The organism is Enterococcus avium ATCC 14025 (genome assembly GCF_000406965.1).
GTDB classification, from domain to species: Bacteria; Bacillota; Bacilli; order Lactobacillales; family Enterococcaceae; genus Enterococcus_A; species Enterococcus_A avium.
In genome coordinates this window covers 151,577-168,454 of the sequence record NZ_KE136364.1, presented here as the reverse complement: position 1 = coordinate 168,454, position 16,878 = coordinate 151,577, and the positions used below count along the sequence as shown (strand labels likewise).

Sequence of the window (16,878 nt, the reverse complement as noted above, 5' to 3'; positions counted from 1 at the left end):
GACTGAACTAATCAGAATCTGTAAAGAGTTTTTGTAAGAACGCTTCCTCGGTTAATTTTTCTGTGGACTCCTTAAAATGAAAGAACGCCGACTTCTGATCATAAAAAATTTCCGTCGTCAGCTTCGCTTGATCGATTTCAGCAAACAAGCCCGCTGGAAAATAATATTCGTCATCTGCCAAGCTATGATAGAACAGACCGCTGCCGCATTTCTTACAAAATCCCCGTTCTGCCCATTCCGAAGACAGATAGCGCTGAATCTGTTCTTCTCCACTGATCTCAACATCCTTTGGCAACACACTCGCTAATGACAAAAATGGTCCACCGAAGAATTTTTGACACATATGACAATGACAGACGGTGATCGCTGGTTCAACTTCTTCTATAGTAACCGTCACCGAGTTGCACAAACAACTTCCATTTAATTTCATATAGTCCATCCTTTCGAGCTGATTTAAAATTTATATTTCCAGTGTAACAGCTAGTAGTTAAGTAAAGTATGATTTTTTTATACCTTTGTCAGTATAAAATAGGCTGAAAAAAAGCGCTGAAAGATTTTACTCCTTCAGCGCTTAATTAAATTATTTATCAACTGGTTTTACAGACCCGTCCCATTTTTCTAAGATCCAATCTTGAACATCTTTTTCATGTAGGACTTTGTTCAGTTTTTCAATCCGAGGATCGTCTTTATCTTCTGTACGAACAGCTAAAATGTTGGCATATGGAGAAGTATCTTTTTCAAGCAAGACAGCATCCTTCACTGGATTTAAACCAGCACCATAAGCGAAGTTGGCATTGATCGCTACTAGATCGCCTTCATCATTGCTGTAAGTTGTAGCCAACAAAGCAGGGTCAATTGAGTGATCGAATTTTAAATTCTTAGGATTTTCAGCAATATCCTCAAATGTTGCTGTTTCTAAATCTACACCGTCTTTAACCTTGACTAAATCCGCATCTTGCAAGATTGTGATGATGCGTCCCCAGTCTGATTCAGAACTTGAAGTGATAACTGTTGCGCCTTCTTTTAAATCTTTGATGTCTTTGATTTTTTTAGAGTACAAGCCCATTGGTTCGATATGAACAGCACCTGCATCCGTGAATTTGTAGTCATTCTCTTTCACTGCCTTTTCAAAGAAAGGTTTGTGCTGGAAATAGTTTGCATCGATATCTTTGTCTGCCAGCGCTTTGTTTGGTAACACATAGTCATCAAATTTTTTGATTTCCAAAGTCACGCCTTCTTTTTCAAGCAATGGCTTTACGTGCTCCAAGATTTCCGCATGCGGAGTTGGTGATGCACCGACGACTAATGTGTCGCTCTTTTCTTTACTGCTGCTGTCTGATGAGCCTGAACTGCTATTTCCGCATGCTGCCAAGCCAACTGTTAATAATGCTGCTGCTGCAAAACCTAAAATTTTCTTTTTCATTGATGGTTCCCCCTATTTTTTTGGATTTATTTTTAAGAATAATTGCTATTCTGTGTTAACGTTTGTCTGTTCGTTTTGTCAAGAAATCGCCAAGTCCTTGAACGATAAATACGATAATCAAAATGATTACTGTCGCTACCAGTGTGACTGTGTAATTCCCACGTTGATAGCCTTCTTGCCAGGCCAATGCTCCAAGTCCACCTGCACCAATTGCACCCGCCATCGCGGTAAAACCGATCATCGAAACCGAAGTAACTGTTAATCCTGAAATCAATGCTGGCAAGCTTTCTGGAATCAAAACCTTATAGATTGTTTGGAAGTAACTAGCCCCCATCGAATCTGCCGCCTCTAGCACACCGGAGTCAACTTCACGAAAAGCAATTTCAACCAGTCGTGCATAAAATGGAGCCGCTGATAAAACCAATGCCGGAATCGCTGCTTTCGCGCCTAGCATTGTTCCTACCAATGCTTTAGTAAATGGAATAATCAAGACCATTAAAATCATAAAGGGCGTTGATCGGAATATATTGCTGAGAATTGAAACTAGTCCATATAAGATACTGCGAGCAGCGGAATGTTTCCGCCCCAATGAATAAAGCAGCAGTCCTAGCAATAGTCCTAAGACAAACACGATCAACATAGAAACGATCGTCATAAACAAGGTATCATTGATGGCTTCCTTTAGCGTATCCCACGATACCTGTTGAAAGTTTAAATATGTCTCTGAAAAACTCTTATCCACGGTGCAGCACCTCCACTTCCACTTGTTGATTTTCAATAAAGGCGATCGCTTCTTCAACCTTATCCGCATCGCCAGTTAATTGAACCGTCAATGTGCCGAAGGAATTCCCCGTTGCCCGTTCGATATTGCCATAAACGATGCTGATATTCACTGGAAAATTACGAATTACTTGTGATACGACTGGTTCATTGGCATTGTCCTCTAAAAAGTGCAATGTCGCTAATGTTCCGTTGGGATTTTCTTTGATAAATTCCTTCAGTAATTCAGATGGATCAGCTTTAGGTTCAAGATCCTGCTGTACAAAAATCTTAGTCACTTCCTGTTGTGGATGGCGGAACACTTCGCGAACAGAACCTTCTTCTACGATTTTTCCTAACTCCATCACAGCGACCTTGTTACAAATTTTGCGAATTACGTTCATCTCATGAGTGATCAACACAATCGTCAACCCTAATTTCTTATTAATATTGGCTAGTAATTCTAAAACTTCTTCCGTTGTCTGCGGGTCTAGCGCACTGGTCGCTTCATCACAAAGCAGGATATCTGGATCATTGGCTAACGCTCTTGCGATCCCGACCCGTTGTTTTTGTCCGCCTGATAGTTGAGAAGGATAAGCGTCTCCTCTGCCATCAAGTCCGACTAGACTTAGCAGTTCTTCTGCTTTTTTGTGACGTTGATCTTTTGCCACGCCTGCCAATTCTAAGGGTAATTGAATATTCTCAATGACTGTTCGTGACCATAATAGATTGAAATGCTGGAAGATCATCCCAACTTTTTTTCGAAATGTTCTTAATGCTGCTCCTTGCAGCTTGGCAACATCTTCACCATTGACTAATACTTGTCCATCAGTAGGTGTTTCTAATCCATTTAATAAACGAACCAATGTGCTCTTGCCAGCTCCTGAATAACCAACGATGCCATAAACATCCTTTTCATCAATTGCTAAATTAATTCCATTGACTGCGTGGATTGGTCCAGTCTTGCCGGCAAAACTTTTCCCCACTTGATTTAACTCAATCAATGCCATATTTCTTACACCCTTTCCAATAACTGATTAGCTTTTAGCTAGTTCAGATATATAACTATTTTTCATTTCGCTTGTCATTGCACTAATCTGCAAAAATTTGATGAGGAAGTTTGACTGCTACCTCGTTGAAATGAATTTATTTTTCCAAAAACGGGAGAAATAATTCTATTCTCATTACGCATATCATCCAACTAAAGTACGAGTATCCTTATAAAGCTTCAAAATTTCATTTTGTCAGTCCAACTATGAGCTGCTGCGAGAAGTTGGACTGATAAAAAAAGCTTCCGCCCTCAAATGTACGAATGTACACTTAGGACGAAAGCTTTGACTTCCGTGTTACCACCTAAAATTCGTTCTGACCTTGCGATCACAACCTCTGCCAGTACTTGCTTCACGCGTATACTGAGGCGCTGTAACGGGCACTCCCGTGATAGACTTAGCACCCGCTTCGTCCATCCTGCTCAAAGACCATTTTCCATCTCATTGCCATAACTCCTTTTCAGCATATCAGAGCTCTCTTTGTACTTTAATCAGATGTACTTTTCTTTTCATCGCTTTCTCATGTGTATGAAAGGATTATATCAGGCTGATTTTCTCCTGTCAAACATCAAATGAAAATTTCTTTATAGGTTTTCAAACTCATCAACATCGACTTCCCGTAAAGACAAGATCCATGCATCCAATTCTTCTTTCACATTCAACGCAGCAGGATCAGCAACCACCTTTTCGCTAACAGATGAAACCACACCCGTCAACGGGCTTTTGAATTCTTGGACCGCTTTTTCTGCTTCGATTTCCAGTAATGGTTCACCAGCCTTAACTGATTGACCAACTTTTGGCAATGAGATGAAGGTCACTTCACCAAGTGTATCCGCCATTTCAGCAGTTAAACCCATGCAATAGTCTTTATCATTGTGTAAGATCCACAGACCTTCATTTTTTTTCAAGTAACTCATTTAATTAGAACTTCCTTTCGTATGTTGTTTCCTTAAATCCATTCGTTAAAAATTGATCATCTTTGATCAGTAATGGGCGCTTCACTAACATCCCGTCACTTGCTAATAATTCGCTGGCTTCTTCTACCGATAAATCTGCCATTTTGTCCTTCAAACCTAATTCACGATATTTCATGCCGCTAGTATTAAAAAATCTGCGAACTGGCAACCCACTAGCTGTTATCCACTTTTCAAAAGTATCAGCTGAAGGCGTGTCTTGAACCAAATCGATTGTTTCAAACTGTACATCCGCCTGTTCTAACCATGCTTTGGCTTTACGACAAGTTGAACATTTGGGATACCAATAAAATTTAAGCACTGCGTGTCCTCCTAATAGGTTGTTTGTCTGCGCTTTGATAACGCATTGATAGAATCAAACCGATTCCGATCATATTTCCCAGAATCGATGATCCACCTTGACTAATAAACGGCAACGGAATTCCCGTTAATGGTAACAAACCGATATTTGCGCCGATATTTTCAAAAACATGGAACAGCATCATCATAACGATTCCTGATGCAATATAAGCATAGAACTCATTATTCATGTCAAAGCATAACCGAATCATACGATAAATCAAAATAAAATAAATCAAAATTACAAAAGCACCGCCGATGAAGCCAAAGTTCTCACCAATGACTGTAAAAATCATATCCGATTCCCGAACTGGCACGTAGACATTACTAACATTGTAGCCAGTCCCAAACATCCCACCAGAACCGATTGCCATCAATGCATGAGCAAGCTGAAAGCTAATTCCTTTTGGATCATGGAAAGGCTCAAGCCAAGAATCAATCCGAGCAAACTGATAATTCTTGAACCCGATGTGTGATAAAATTTCTCGACCCGTATCTGTCGTGACAAAAAATATCAAAGTGCCACCCACAATAATTGCTAAGATAATCGTGGGAACTAAGATTAACCATGAAATTCCCGACATCAAAAACATTCCTGCAAATATGGCCAAAAAGACAAGCATTGTACCAAAGTCCTTTTGCGCCAAAACTAAAACTAAAACCGGAATAGTTACTAAAAACATTTTACCAATCAACGTAGTATCAGTCTTAAGACTTCGAAGCTTATTCGCCACATTATGTTTAGTGATAATCATCGCCATCATTAAAATATAAGCAATCTTCATTAGTTCCGAAGGCTGGAAAGTCAGCGTCCCAAACTTGAACCAGTTTTTCGAACCTGTAGAGGCAAATAAAGCCGTATCGTAATATTTCAACAATGCCAACATGACTGCTAAACCAATCACATACAGAAAAGGAGTTAAACGCCATAGAAGTTTTGCATCAAAATGAATGATAATTACTACAGCTAATGCACCAACCACGTACCAAACAGCTTGCATGGCTAAACCACGAAAAACATTCGGATTTCTCGGATCCTGAGTCAGTGCCACATATAAAGCAAGGAGCCCAATCAAACACAATATAAAAACAGGTAAAATAACGCCATAATCAATTCGGCTGTCATTATTATTCTTTCTTAATCTATCCATTGTTCATCTCTTTTCCCACAGTATACTTGCCTTATTATAGACGCTTATTTGTCTAATGAAAAGTCAGCATCGCTGACTTTGCAAAATCTTTATTCTTCTTGAAAAACATGTGGTAAAAAATAGATCAATCCCCAAATCCCTAATTGCAAAATACTAAACATCAGGACAAACTGAAATTTTCCAACACTCCAATTACCAATAAGTAATTTCAATACAGTCATAGGATGAATGAACAGCTCGACCGAATGAACGCGGTCAAAGCGACCAATATAAACCGCTATACTAGAAAGAACTGACAATAATACAATGCCACTGATTTTCTGTATCATCTGTAATTTAACAGCCGAGATTATTTTAAATACTTGCACCATACCCACAAACACCATCAAAAGAATTGGCAGCAACAATAAAAGATAGGACCACCAAGCATTGCTGTCATCTAGAAAATGTCCCCCAGGCTGATAAATCCTCAAACTAGCCAAATGAAACAAATCAGTCATTAGATACGGAATATTTGGAAAAAATAATAACCATAACGAAATGAAAAACCAGCGCCATTTACTTTCTAATTTCAAAAATAATTCCGCAAAAACGATTGGCAACCATGCCAGAAAGACATTCAAAGCCATAAAGGAAAAGGTTCCTTGCGTAAAGTACATAAATAAAATATACACCCATACACTCAAATGGAATCCGTAAACTTTTTTCATAATTATAAATCCGCCTTCCTACGAAAGGCACCAATGAGGTGATGAAAACCTTAGAGCGCCTTCTTTCTTTTTTTATTCCGTGTTACCCTTTCCTTGCAGGTCCCTGGTACACTACAGAACCCGAGGAGGTGAGTGGCGGGGCTGTATAGCGGCAACCCCGCATAATTATATGGTGTCGGTCATCCGTTAAGGCATCAATGAATGGCGCAAACCCGTAGCCCGTAAACTTATCTCTTCCGAAGTTGACTCGATTTCGCCGGATGACCAGTCCCTACCAAACCTGTACTATTTTTTTACAGGAGGTTGCTATGTTCAAAATCTTTCGTAAAAATTGTTGTGGCTTGGATGTCCACAAAACGTGGATCTATGCGTGTATCGGAATCACAGATGCGAATGGTCGTACAGTGTATAAGCAAGCTCGCTTCTCTTCCTTTACAAAAGGTCTCAATGAATTAGCTGAATGGCTTGCTAAATACAACTGTAAGGATGTGTGTTTGGAATCTTCCGGTAAATTTTGGATCCCTGTTTTTAATATTCTTGAAAAAACTTGTTTTGTCACACTGGCTCATCCGAAGTACACCAAACCCCAGAAAGGAAATAAAACAGATCGCAAAGATGCAAAATGGATTTGTGATCTCTTTATGTGCGACATGATCAAACCCAGTTTTATTCCTGGTCTTGAAATCCGCCAGCTTCGTGATCTAATGCGTTATCGGACGAAACTGACCAACATGAAAACAAGTGAAAAGAATCGTGCTTTAAACTGCTTAACCGTTTCTAATCTGAAACTAGATGATGTTTTTAGTGATGTGTTCGGAAAATCATCCACTTCTATCATCCAATACTTGTTAGAACATCCCGGTGAATCATTTGATGTTCGACCATTTATCCATGCCCGTTGTAAAACTCCCGTTGAAGAAATCCAAGCGGCAGTTGAGGGGGCGATTTCTGTACCTCAAGCGATTAAGCTTCGCCAATGCCTCAACCATATTAACGAGATTGAGAAGCATCGAGAAGAGATCAATCTAGAGATTCAAGCTCTTGCAGAACCCTTCTCCCCTGTTTTGGAACTACTTCGTACCATACCGGGCTTAGACACTCAGCCAATAACAGCGATTGCGATTCTTTCAGAAATAGGACCGGATATGTCCGTGTTTCCAACTTCGAAACACTTTATTTCTTGGGCTGGATGCTGTCCAAGAAACGATCGCAGTGCCCGACGAACAAAATCAACACGTATCTCTCGTGCAGGGCAGTCGTTGAAACCGCTACTTGTACAGATTGCCAATGCTCTTCTCAGATCCAAAGAACATCCAGAATTTAAAAATCGCTATCGTAGAATCAAAGCGAATCGTGGACACAAGAAAGCTATCATTGCTATTTGTAAGATGCTCCTGACCGCTATCTGGAATGTCTTATCAAAGGTGGAACCCTATTCTGCTAAAGGATATCTGGAGCCAAAACCTGCGAAAGAAGAGAAAGTTCTGACGCAATCCCAAGCTCTGGACCTTTTAAGAAAACGCGGATATACCATTATAGATAGTGCTTAAACCAAAGTTACGTTGATTCTTCCTAAATAGACTCGTTGTCTTCCATTTCAAAAATTTTGAAAACGGTAGGCTTATTTAGTGTACCGTTCTTCAGGTATCTTCAAATAGATTTATTTTCAAACTTCTCCCTCAAAAGATTTCTCCAAAACAATTATTTTTTTGAACACATCAAAATAGCTAGTACATAAAATCAGCTATGACCATCACCAATAAAAACTGTCGATAAAGAAAACACCACCGAATTCTTAGCCGAAGCTTTGAGACGATGGTGTTTTTTAATGATGCCAGCTGCAGGATTCGAACCTGTGACCTACGCGTTACGAGTGCGTTGCTCTACCAACTGAGCTAAGCTGGCGATTCGTACAAAAGAAATTATAAGAAACTTCAGCGAAAAAGTAAAGTAAGATTCTTCTCAAAAAGCGATTACATGAAAAAAACTTGAAAATGTGCTAAAATAAGGTATGTGAAAAAAGGGGGCGTTCAAAAAGTATGGCTACATTTGGCAAAATAGAGACGCACGTTGATCCTTCTGAAGTCGGGAAAAAATTTCCCGTCAAGACACACGTCATGTTCACCATTCGCGGCAAATCCCAGACTGGGGTCATCGCTAAACAATTGAAAAACGCAGCCGTCGTTGAAATCGATGAGAAGCAAGACAACGAAGAATTAATCAGTCATTCCAATGGCGTTGTCGTTATCAATTATAAACAAATGGAAAAGATTTAAAGGATTCATAAAGCTACACATCTAAAGCAAAGAAGGTACGCCGAGTATTGTGGCGTACTTTCTTTTTTTTAAAAAAACGTGATCGAAATGAAATCGACCACGTTTGTTCTTTTATTTTGTTCCGAATAAACGGTCGCCAGCATCTCCTAAACCAGGAACGATATAACCTTGTTCGTTCAATTGGTCATCTAAAGCAGCTGTATAGATATCAACGTCTGGATGAGCATCTTGTAATGCCTTTACACCTTCTGGCGCTGCAACTAGACAAACAAATTTCATGTTTGATGCGCCACGTTTTTTTAATGAATCAATGGCCATAATCGCTGAACCACCAGTTGCTAACATCGGATCAACGATGAACAATTGACGGCTGTCGATATCTTCAGGCATTTTGAAGAAATATTCATGCGGCTCCAATGTTTCTTCATCACGGAACATACCGATATGTCCAACTTTGGCTGCCGGAATCAATTCTAAAATACCATCCACCATACCAATACCCGCACGTAAGATTGGTACGATCGCAACTTTCTTACCTGATAACGTTTTTTGTGTAGATAATGTGATCGGTGTTTCGATCTCGATATCTTCCAATGGCATATCTCGTGAAACTTCATACGCCATCAACATTGCGATTTCATTAACTACTTCACGAAAAACTTTCGTTCCACAGTTTTTATCACGAATAATCGTTAATTTGTGTTGGATCAGTGGATGATCAATTACTTGAAACTTACCCATAATAAATTGCTCCTTACTCATTTTGAAGTGTTCATTTTTCATAGAGAAAAACGAGAGAAATTTTCATCGGGGTCCCTTCTCTAAAGATAATATAGAAAAAAGACATCCTTTATTCTGCATTTCTCCTAATTATAAGACAACTAGTGTCAGAAAACTAGTCTAATGTGATTGAATTGGATGAGATTCTGTTAATTCTAATACTGCCTGGCGAATCTCTAATAATTTCTCTTCATCTCCATTAGAACGTAAGGTTTCAATTATTAATTCTGCTACTTGTTTTGCGTCCTCTTCTAGAAAACCGCGGCTAGTAATGGCTGGAGTTCCGATTCGGACACCACTAGTCTCTTTAAAGCTTTTTGATTCAAAAGGAATGGAGTTTTTATTAACGGTAATATGCACACTATCCAACAATTCTTCTGCTTCACGTCCAGTTAGCTCAAAACCTGTCACTTCAATCAGAAGCAAATGATTATCCGTAGCGCCAGATACCACACGAGTTTCAGGTGCTTGATTAAATACCTTAACCATTGCCTGTGCATTTTTTAGAACTTGTTCACTATACTCTTTAAAATCAGGAGCCAATGCTTCCTTAAAGGCCACAGCCTTAGCTGCGATTACGTGTTCTAAAGGCCCACCCTGCAATCCAGGGAAAACAGCACTGTTAATCTTCTTAGCTATATCCGCATCATTTGTCAGAATTAAACCGCCACGTGGTCCACGCAAGGTTTTGTGTGTTGTTGAAGTTACAACATCTGCATATGGGACAGGGTTAGGATGTAAACCAGTTGCTACTAATCCTGCGATATGAGCCATATCCACCATCAATTTTGCGTCTACCTCATCTGCAATTTCACGGAAACGGGCAAAATCAATCGTCCGGCTATAAGCGCTCGCTCCTGCGACAATCAGTTTAGGCTGATGTTTCCGTGCCAAAATACGAACGACTTCATAGTCGATCGTCTCTGTATGAGGGTCCACGCCATAGCTAACAAAGTTATACAGCTTTCCGCTGACATTCACCGGTGAGCCATGAGTTAAGTGACCTCCTGCTGACAAATCCATTCCTAAAACAGTATCGCCAGGCTGGATCAAAGAAAAATACGCCGCTTGATTGGCTTGTGAACCAGAATGTGCTTGCACATTCGCATATTTTGCATCAAATAATTCTTTCGCACGTTCAATTGCTAAATTTTCTACGACATCAACAAACTCACAACCACCATAATAACGTCGGCCAGGATACCCTTCTGCATACTTGTTTGTCAAGACGCTACCTTGTGCCATTCTTACAGCTTCTGAAACGATGTTTTCTGAAGCGATCAGTTCGATATTCTGCTCTTGACGCTCCGCCTCATTTTCAATTGCTCCCCATAGTTCGGGATCTAGTGTTTTATAATCCATCCCAACGCCACCTTTCAATTTTCTGATTTAAGTATACGAAAGATTCAGCAGATAATCGAATCTTTTGTTTACTTTTCTCCAAAATATTTTTGTGCTGCTGCTTTCTTCAACCGATTCATATAGGCTAGGCCTAAATGATCCTCTGGAAAGACTTCGGCAAAGATTATATCCGCTTGATTGGCTTCATCCAATGCCCTCAATCCGCTGAATAATCCGCGAGTGGCCGCCTCAATTGAGTCGTCTTCAAAAACAAAGCGATCTGCTGAAGGATAGCTATCAGCAATTTTAGGCGTCGCTAGTAAACCGACTTTTTTCCCGTTTGTATCAGCCCAAGCGATGGCTTTTCCCCAATCGCCCGGTTTAATCATTAAAACCGACACATCAGGCGAATAATGCTTATATTTCATTCCGGGCGCTTTCGGTGTTTCACTCTCTTTGACTAGATGTTTGTCTAAAGGAACTTCAATACCCAAAACTTCTTCCAGTTTTTCTTTTGTCACTGCACCTGGACGCAAAATTGTCGGCACTTCTCCACTTAAATCCAACACCGTCGATTCTACCCCGATTTGTGTTGCCCCATCATCTAAAATCCCAGCAATTTTCCCTTTTAAATCATGAAAAACATGCATTGCTGTTGTTGGACTTGGCTTACCTGACGTATTCGCACTTGGACCTACTAAAGGTGCACCAGTTTTTTCAATTAAAGATAATGTTTTTTTATTATCGGGCATTCGAAAAGCCGCTGTGGATAAACCACCGGTCACGACCGTACTCAAACTCCCAGCTTTAATCGAAAAAATCAATGTTAGAGGACCGGGCCAAAAATTTTTAACAATTTTTTCAGTCAATGGATGATAACTTTCCACAAATTCTTTAGTCATCGAAAAATCTGAAACATGAACGATCAGCGGGTTGTCGCTGGGACGTCCTTTGACCGTAAATACTCGCTTCACTGATTCCGGCAAAAGTGCATTAGCACCTAGTCCGTAGACTGTTTCAGTAGGAAAAGCCACCAACTCTCCTTGACGCAATAGTGCTGCCGCTTGATTTATTTGATCTGTTCGATAAATTTTTGTTTCCACAGCTTCTCCACAGCTCCTTTATTCTAACTTTCCTCATTTATAAACTTTCTTTTCTGACTTATCCCCGTATTGTGGATAACGCGGTTGTCAAGTGTGTATAACCATGTTGATAACTTTTTTTCTTTTTTAGCATTGTCGCATCAATGTTCTTTTATTATTTTCTACACTAAAAATAATTTTTAGCTAATGACAACCATCCGATCATTTCCTGATAAATCTTGATGGACCCGTACATTTTTTTCAGGAAAGGCTTTTTGAAAAATTTCTTGAACCGCTCGCCCCTGTTGGAAGCCAATCTCTAAGAAAATCATACCAGCTGGCTGCAAAAGATCTCGGCTTTCTGCAGCGATTTTTTGGTAGATAGCTAACCCGTCGTTTTCCGCAAAAAGTGCTAACTTAGGTTCATAGGTTCGAACACTCTCGTCCATCAGAGCCCATTCACTTTGGCTGATATACGGAGGATTACTGATGATAATATCTTGTTTTTCATTCATTGAAGATAGTACATCACTTCGTTTGAAATTAATTTTTGCATGTAGGTTTTCTGCGTTTTCCTCTGCGACATGTAACGCCTCTTGTGAAATATCAAGAGCAGTTACCTGCCAATCTGGTCGCGCTAATTTCAAACTGATCGCAATGGCGCCCGTTCCTGTACCAATATCTACAACTTTTTTCCTCTTACTTTCAGTCATAGATAAGCATAAAGCAACTAATTCTTCTGTTTCTGGTCGCGGAATCAAGGTATCTTCGGTCACCTTCAAACGGTGTTCAAAAAAATATTCATAGCCTAACAAATATTGCGGAGGAATATTTTTCATTAAGCTCTCAATATCTTTCTCAATCATTGCTTCATCATCTGGTAAAATATCGTTTCTCATATTCATGAGCCATTGCGTCTTATCCCAATTTTTGCGAGCCAGAAAAAGATACTCGATTGCATAACCTTCTTTTCCGTTAGCTTCTAAAAAAGAAGAAGCCCCAGATAGGACTTCTACGTAAGTTTTAGCCATTTTGCATCTCTTCCAGCTTCTGCGTTTGATCATACATAATTAGAGCATCAATAATTTCATCAAGCTTGCCTGCTAGAATCTGATCTAATTTTTGTATCGTTAACCCAATTCGATGATCCGTTACACGATTTTGTGGGAAGTTATACGTACGGATACGTTCTGAACGATCGCCTGTTCCGACAGCCGATTTACGGCTTGCGTCATATTCACTTTGCGCTTCTTGCTGAATTTTATCATACACACGTGCGCGCAAGATTTTCATTGCTTTTTCGCGGTTTTTGATTTGAGAACGTTCGTCTTGCATCGCAACGACGATACCAGTAGGGATATGCGTCAAACGAACCGCAGATGCCGTTTTGTTGACGTGCTGTCCACCGGCACCAGATGCATGATAAATATCTGTCCGAATATCTTTGTCTGCAATATCAATCTCAACCTCTTCAGCCTCTGGCATAACCACGACAGTCGCAGTCGATGTATGAATACGACCTTGAGACTCCGTTGACGGTACACGTTGAACACGGTGCGCGCCACTTTCATATTTCAGCTTCGAATAGACGTTGTCCCCTGTAATCATCATGATCACTTCTTTGTATCCGCCGATACCAGTAACATTGGCCTCCATGACTTCCGTCTTCCAGCCTTGGTTTTCTGCGTATTTTTGGTACATATTGAAAAGGTCACCAGCAAATAGTGCCGCTTCATCTCCACCAGCAGCTCCGCGAATTTCCATAATAATGTTTTTATCGTCATTTGGGTCTTTTGGTAACAGAAGAATCTTGATCTCTTCTTCTAAAACTTCTTTTTCCTTCTTCAAATCTGACAGTTCTTCTTTTGCCATTTCAGCCATCTCAGCATCTAGGTTTTCACCTAATAATTCTTCAGCATCGCTGATGCCTTCGATCACTTTTTTATAACGACGATAGGTTTCTACTGTGTCACGAGTATTGGCTTCTTCTTTTGACAGTTGCATGAAGCGCTGCGTATCGCTGATGACTTCTGGGTCACTCAGTAATTCTCCAAGCTCTTCATAACGATCTTCGATTGCTTGCAATTGATCGTACATGGATAAAACTCCTCCTAATTCATATTAATGTAATTTTTTTGTCGGCTATGTCTACTAACTATTTTATTTAGCAGGATTGGTAATCTCTGGATGTAGATAATGCTTACGGCAAACGGGGTAATAGGCCTCATTGCCGCCGATTTGGACTTGATCGCCTTCATAGACTGGACGACCATCAATGTAATGTAGATTCATCGTTGCCTTTTTATGACAAAACCAGCAAATCGTTTTTAGCTCTTCCAATTTGTCTGCATACAATAGTAAGTATTTTGACCCCTCAAACATTTCATTGCGGAAATCATTTTTTAAACCAAAGGCCATAACTGGAATGTCTAAATCATCTACGACTTTCGCTAATTGAATCACGTGTTCTTTTGTTAAAAACTGCGACTCGTCGATCAATACACAGTAAGGCTTGTAGTCAAGACTTTTAATAAATTCAAAAATATTGGTCTCAGAAAAAATCGGTACAGCAGGACGGCTCAGTCCGATTCGGCTAGAGATATTTCCCACACCTTCACGTGTATCTAATCCGCTAGTCATCAATACTACTGGTTTATTTTGTTCCTCATAATTATGAGCGACTTTTAGTATTTCAATTGTTTTACCGCTGTTCATTGCACCGTATTTAAAAAAAAGCTGGGCCATTTCTTGTCACCTTTCCCTTTTGTTCCTATCGTATTATAGCGGAAAAGCCAGATTATTTACAGTAATAATTTTCATTAATACCTCATCTTAGAAGAATCAATCATTAATTTCAACAAACTCACAGGCTATCTTTTTAAGAATATAAGGGCCCAGTGCTATACTTTTCGTTGGTAATTATTTTTATTAATATAAAACTAGGAGGCATTTTCATGCAACAATCTGGTAAAAAGAAGCAGCGGAGTTTCCCTTCTGCGTACACAGTTATCATTATTGTACTGATTTTGGTTCAAGCACTAACATTCTTTATTCCTTCAGGCAAGTACAGTACGTTGAGTTATGACAGCGGGAAAGATCAATTCGCGATTACAGATGCTCAGGATAAAACGATCATGGAGCCGGCAACACAGAAAACATTGGATAAATATGATATCCACATTAAAGTCGACAAATTTCGAGATGGCACAATTTATCGTCCAGCCGCAATTCCTAATTCCTATGAAAGAATCAAAAAGCCTGAGCGTGGTGTGGTTGGAACTATCACTCAATTTTTAAAATCTCAGGTTCAAGGAATTACTGAAAGTGTCGATATTATGATCTTCATTTTGATTTTAGGCGGTGTTATTGGAATCGTTAATGCTACCGGAGCGATGGATGCTGGCATGATGCGTCTTTCCGAAAAATTAAAGGGAAAACAAAAATGGCTGATTGTCATTGTGACTACCTTGATTGCCATTGGCGGGACTACTTTTGGTTTAGCAGAGGAAACCATTGCCTTTTACCCGATCCTAATCCCGATTTTCTTATTGGCTGGCTACGACACATTAACAGCAGTCGCCACGATTTATTTGGGAACTGCGATAGGAACCATGAGCTCTACGATCAATCCTTTCTCTACGGTCATCGCCTCAAATGCGGCAGGAATCAGTTTTACTGATGGCATGCCTTTACGTATTTTGATGTGGGTGACTGCAATTAGCATCTCGATCCTTTATACGATTCGTTACGCGGAAAAGGTTCGTTTGAATCCAGCCGCATCATTAGTTGCTGATCAAGCAGAAAGTGATCGTGAACGTTTTTTAGGTGATCAAACTCGTGAGAAAAATACAGACTTTACCAATCGCCAAAAATTTTCATTGATCGTTTTTGCTTTAGGCTTTGTTGTGATGATTTATGGCGTGCAGCAACTAGGCTGGTACTTTACCGAGATTGCAGTAGTCTTCTTAGCAGTTACTTATATACTAGTCTTCGTCTCAGGGTTAGGAGAAAAGAAATTCATCAACAGCTTCGTTACTGGTGCTGCGGATCTATTAGGGGTTGCCTTGATTGTCGGGTTAGCTCGTTCGGTCGGTATCGTGATGGAAAACAGTTTTATCAGTGATACGATCATGAACTTCTTCAGCAATGCCATCAGCGGGATGAACAATGTCGTCTTCATTTGGTTTATGTTCCTAGTCTATGTCATTTTAGGTTTCTTCATTCAATCTTCCTCTGGTTTGGCGGTATTATCAATGCCAATTATGGCGCCTTTGGCTGATGTTGTTGGGATTGATCGTGCATTGATTATTGATGCCTATAACTGGGGACAAGGCTTGATCGGATTGATCGCCCCAACTGGATTGATTTTAGTTTCCTTATCAGTCGTTAATATTGGTTTTGATAAGTGGATAAAATTTGTTACAAAATTATTAATCACTATTATTATCTTGATCCTTGCTTTCTTAGCAATCGGTGTTTTAATTTCATAGCAACAAAGCCCGAATCCTATTCAGATTCGGGCTTTGTTATTTCTATATACTTTTGATGCCACTTCTTATCGACTTGCCGTGAACCTTCTTTAAAAAATATTTTTTCCGTTCCTGCTTCATTCGCAATTTGGTAATACCATTTTTTCCAACGTAAAAAATCAAGTTGAGCCTGTAATTCATGGATTTTTTTCTCTAAGACTGCCTCTTGCTCCACCATAAAAGCGTAGCGCTGCGGCAAAGTTTTATCACCTTCTACACACCAATCCATAAATTTCGCAATTTCCTTAACAGGAATTCCAGAGCGCTTCAAACAATCAATTACTTCGATATAACCAAGATCATCCTCAGTAAATACCCTGCGACCTGCTTGATTCTTTTTAACAAATGGTAATAGGCCCGCTTTGTCATAATATCTCAGAGTGTCTTGGGAGATACCATACATCTTTGAAATATCACCAATCAAAAAAGATTTCATTTTTTTCAACTTCCTTCTTGATCTGGAGT

The 16,878-nt window shown here is 39.7% G+C and carries 18 protein-coding genes, 1 tRNA gene and 1 other annotated feature; of the genes, 3 read left to right on the top strand and 16 right to left on the bottom strand.

Translation table 11 applies throughout. The annotated features are described in order from the left end of the window. Nucleotides 1–7: 7 nt before the first annotated feature. The 8 genes from OMU_RS13660 to OMU_RS13625 all read right to left on the bottom strand — a co-directional run bounded on the left by OMU_RS13660 (nt 8) and on the right by OMU_RS13625 (nt 6,405). Nucleotides 8–430, bottom strand: a complete 423-nt coding sequence (locus OMU_RS13660; protein ID WP_016180482.1) for a GFA family protein — start codon at nt 428–430, stop codon at nt 8–10. Between the two features lie 150 nt (nt 431–580). Continuing rightward, nucleotides 581–1,423, bottom strand: a complete 843-nt coding sequence (locus tag OMU_RS13655) for a MetQ/NlpA family ABC transporter substrate-binding protein (protein WP_016180481.1) — start codon at nt 1,421–1,423, stop codon at nt 581–583. A gap of 55 nt (nt 1,424–1,478) precedes the next feature. Beyond that, on the bottom strand, nt 1,479–2,165 hold the full coding sequence (locus tag OMU_RS13650; protein WP_016180480.1) for a methionine ABC transporter permease: 687 nt from the start codon (nt 2,163–2,165) through the stop codon (nt 1,479–1,481). Continuing rightward, nucleotides 2,158–3,192 carry a methionine ABC transporter ATP-binding protein gene (locus OMU_RS13645; RefSeq protein WP_016180479.1) on the bottom strand — a complete coding sequence of 345 codons (1,035 nt, stop codon included), beginning with the start codon at nt 3,190–3,192 and terminating at the stop codon, nt 2,158–2,160. Before OMU_RS13645 ends, OMU_RS13650 begins: the two co-directional genes overlap by 8 nt. Before the next feature lie 308 nt (nt 3,193–3,500). Continuing rightward, nucleotides 3,501–3,753 (bottom strand) — a binding site (T-box leader). Between the two features lie 62 nt (nt 3,754–3,815). Further along, nucleotides 3,816–4,148, bottom strand: a complete 333-nt coding sequence (locus OMU_RS13640; RefSeq protein WP_016180478.1) for a glycine cleavage system H family protein — start codon at nt 4,146–4,148, stop codon at nt 3,816–3,818. Nucleotides 4,149–4,152: 4 nt separating this feature from the next. Next, on the bottom strand, nt 4,153–4,506 hold the full coding sequence (locus OMU_RS13635) for an arsenate reductase family protein (protein ID WP_016180477.1): 354 nt from the start codon (nt 4,504–4,506) through the stop codon (nt 4,153–4,155). Continuing rightward, nucleotides 4,499–5,695, bottom strand: a complete 1,197-nt coding sequence (locus OMU_RS13630; protein ID WP_016180476.1) for an FtsW/RodA/SpoVE family cell cycle protein — start codon at nt 5,693–5,695, stop codon at nt 4,499–4,501. The genes OMU_RS13635 and OMU_RS13630 overlap by 8 nt, the downstream gene beginning before the upstream one ends. Before the next feature lie 89 nt (nt 5,696–5,784). Continuing rightward, nucleotides 5,785–6,405: a DUF1361 domain-containing protein gene (locus OMU_RS13625; RefSeq protein ID WP_016180475.1), complete on the bottom strand. Its 621-nt coding sequence runs from the start codon at nt 6,403–6,405 to the stop codon at nt 5,785–5,787. Nucleotides 6,406–6,713: 308 nt separating this feature from the next. Between OMU_RS13625 and OMU_RS13620 the strand changes: the two genes are divergently transcribed. Beyond that, a complete protein-coding gene (locus OMU_RS13620) occupies nt 6,714–7,955 on the top strand; it encodes an IS110 family RNA-guided transposase (RefSeq protein WP_016178709.1) in 1,242 nt (413 codons plus the stop codon). A 282-nt stretch (nt 7,956–8,237) separates the two neighbouring features. Here OMU_RS13620 and OMU_RS13615 read toward each other — a convergent pair. Next, nucleotides 8,238–8,310: transfer RNA gene (locus OMU_RS13615), tRNA-Thr, on the bottom strand. A gap of 134 nt (nt 8,311–8,444) precedes the next feature. Here OMU_RS13615 and OMU_RS13610 point away from each other — a divergent pair. Then, entirely contained in the window at nt 8,445–8,681 is a 237-nt protein-coding gene (locus tag OMU_RS13610; protein ID WP_016180474.1) for a hypothetical protein, read from the top strand. Between the two features lie 111 nt (nt 8,682–8,792). On the opposite strand, the gene upp is transcribed toward OMU_RS13610, so the two are convergent. The 6 genes from upp to OMU_RS13580 form a co-directional block, all read right to left on the bottom strand. Further along, the gene (gene upp, locus OMU_RS13605; RefSeq protein WP_016180473.1) at nt 8,793–9,422 is read right to left on the bottom strand and encodes a uracil phosphoribosyltransferase; all 630 of its coding nucleotides are present in this window, start codon (nt 9,420–9,422) and stop codon (nt 8,793–8,795) included. A gap of 159 nt (nt 9,423–9,581) precedes the next feature. Next, nucleotides 9,582–10,823, bottom strand: a complete 1,242-nt coding sequence (gene glyA, locus OMU_RS13600; RefSeq protein ID WP_016180472.1) for a serine hydroxymethyltransferase — start codon at nt 10,821–10,823, stop codon at nt 9,582–9,584. Between the two features lie 68 nt (nt 10,824–10,891). Further along, nucleotides 10,892–11,905, bottom strand: coding sequence for an L-threonylcarbamoyladenylate synthase (locus tag OMU_RS13595; protein WP_016180471.1), 1,014 nt, complete (start codon nt 11,903–11,905; stop codon nt 10,892–10,894). A gap of 179 nt (nt 11,906–12,084) precedes the next feature. Continuing rightward, nucleotides 12,085–12,915: a peptide chain release factor N(5)-glutamine methyltransferase gene (gene prmC, locus OMU_RS13590; protein WP_016180470.1), complete on the bottom strand. Its 831-nt coding sequence runs from the start codon at nt 12,913–12,915 to the stop codon at nt 12,085–12,087. After that, nucleotides 12,908–13,981 (bottom strand): peptide chain release factor 1, encoded by a 1,074-nt coding sequence (prfA, locus tag OMU_RS13585; protein ID WP_016180469.1) that lies wholly within the window; start codon nt 13,979–13,981, stop codon nt 12,908–12,910. Before prfA ends, prmC begins: the two co-directional genes overlap by 8 nt. 63 nt (nt 13,982–14,044) lie before the next feature. Next, nucleotides 14,045–14,629: a thymidine kinase gene (locus tag OMU_RS13580; RefSeq protein ID WP_016180468.1), complete on the bottom strand. Its 585-nt coding sequence runs from the start codon at nt 14,627–14,629 to the stop codon at nt 14,045–14,047. A 209-nt stretch (nt 14,630–14,838) separates the two neighbouring features. On the opposite strand from OMU_RS13580, the gene OMU_RS13575 reads away from it, so the two are divergent. Beyond that, complete coding sequence (locus OMU_RS13575) at nt 14,839–16,374, top strand: YfcC family protein (protein ID WP_016180467.1); 1,536 nt, start codon at nt 14,839–14,841, stop codon at nt 16,372–16,374. A gap of 16 nt (nt 16,375–16,390) precedes the next feature. On the opposite strand, the gene OMU_RS13570 is transcribed toward OMU_RS13575, so the two are convergent. After that, the gene (locus tag OMU_RS13570; RefSeq protein ID WP_016180466.1) at nt 16,391–16,849 is read right to left on the bottom strand and encodes a MerR family transcriptional regulator; all 459 of its coding nucleotides are present in this window, start codon (nt 16,847–16,849) and stop codon (nt 16,391–16,393) included. Between the last annotated feature and the right edge of the window lie 29 nt (nt 16,850–16,878).